Genomic DNA, 387 nt, shown 5'->3' with positions numbered 1-387 from the left:
TCTTTCCTCCGTACGCCTACAACACGAACATGGCTCGCAGTGCGACGGGCCCGGCCTCGACGCCTTCAAGCGGCGGTGACGACGGGGGAGGCGACCATGGAACGTGTGTGGCGCCCTGGGAACTGGTGATGCTTAGCAACGGTGCGGAGCTGCCCGCTGGGATGCTGCGGCCCGGCATGCGGGTGCTCACCATGCACGAGCACGAGAAGGACGGGGGCGTGTTCGAAGTCACCCACGTCAGCCGCCACAAGGCGCCGCGCTCCAGGCTGTACATGGAGGACGGCCGCGTGCTCGTGGTGACGCCCGACCATCGGTGGCGTACGGTGGAGCGTGGCTGGACTCGCACGGATGCACTGAACCCAGGCGAGATGATTGAAGGCTTCGCGC

The 387-nt window shown here is 66.9% G+C and carries 1 protein-coding gene; it reads left to right on the top strand.

Annotation, left to right across the window (positions count from 1 at the left end; genetic code table 11):
* Nucleotides 1-128: 128 nt before the first annotated feature.
* A partial coding sequence (locus tag HUW62_RS47965; protein ID WP_255204067.1) for a Hint domain-containing protein occupies nucleotides 129-387 on the top strand: 259 nt, incomplete at its 3' end.

It is taken from the genome of Myxococcus sp. AM011 (assembly GCF_013372595.1).
Taxonomy (GTDB): domain Bacteria; phylum Myxococcota; class Myxococcia; order Myxococcales; family Myxococcaceae; genus Myxococcus; species Myxococcus eversor.
This window is presented reverse-complemented; position numbering and strand designations above follow the sequence as displayed.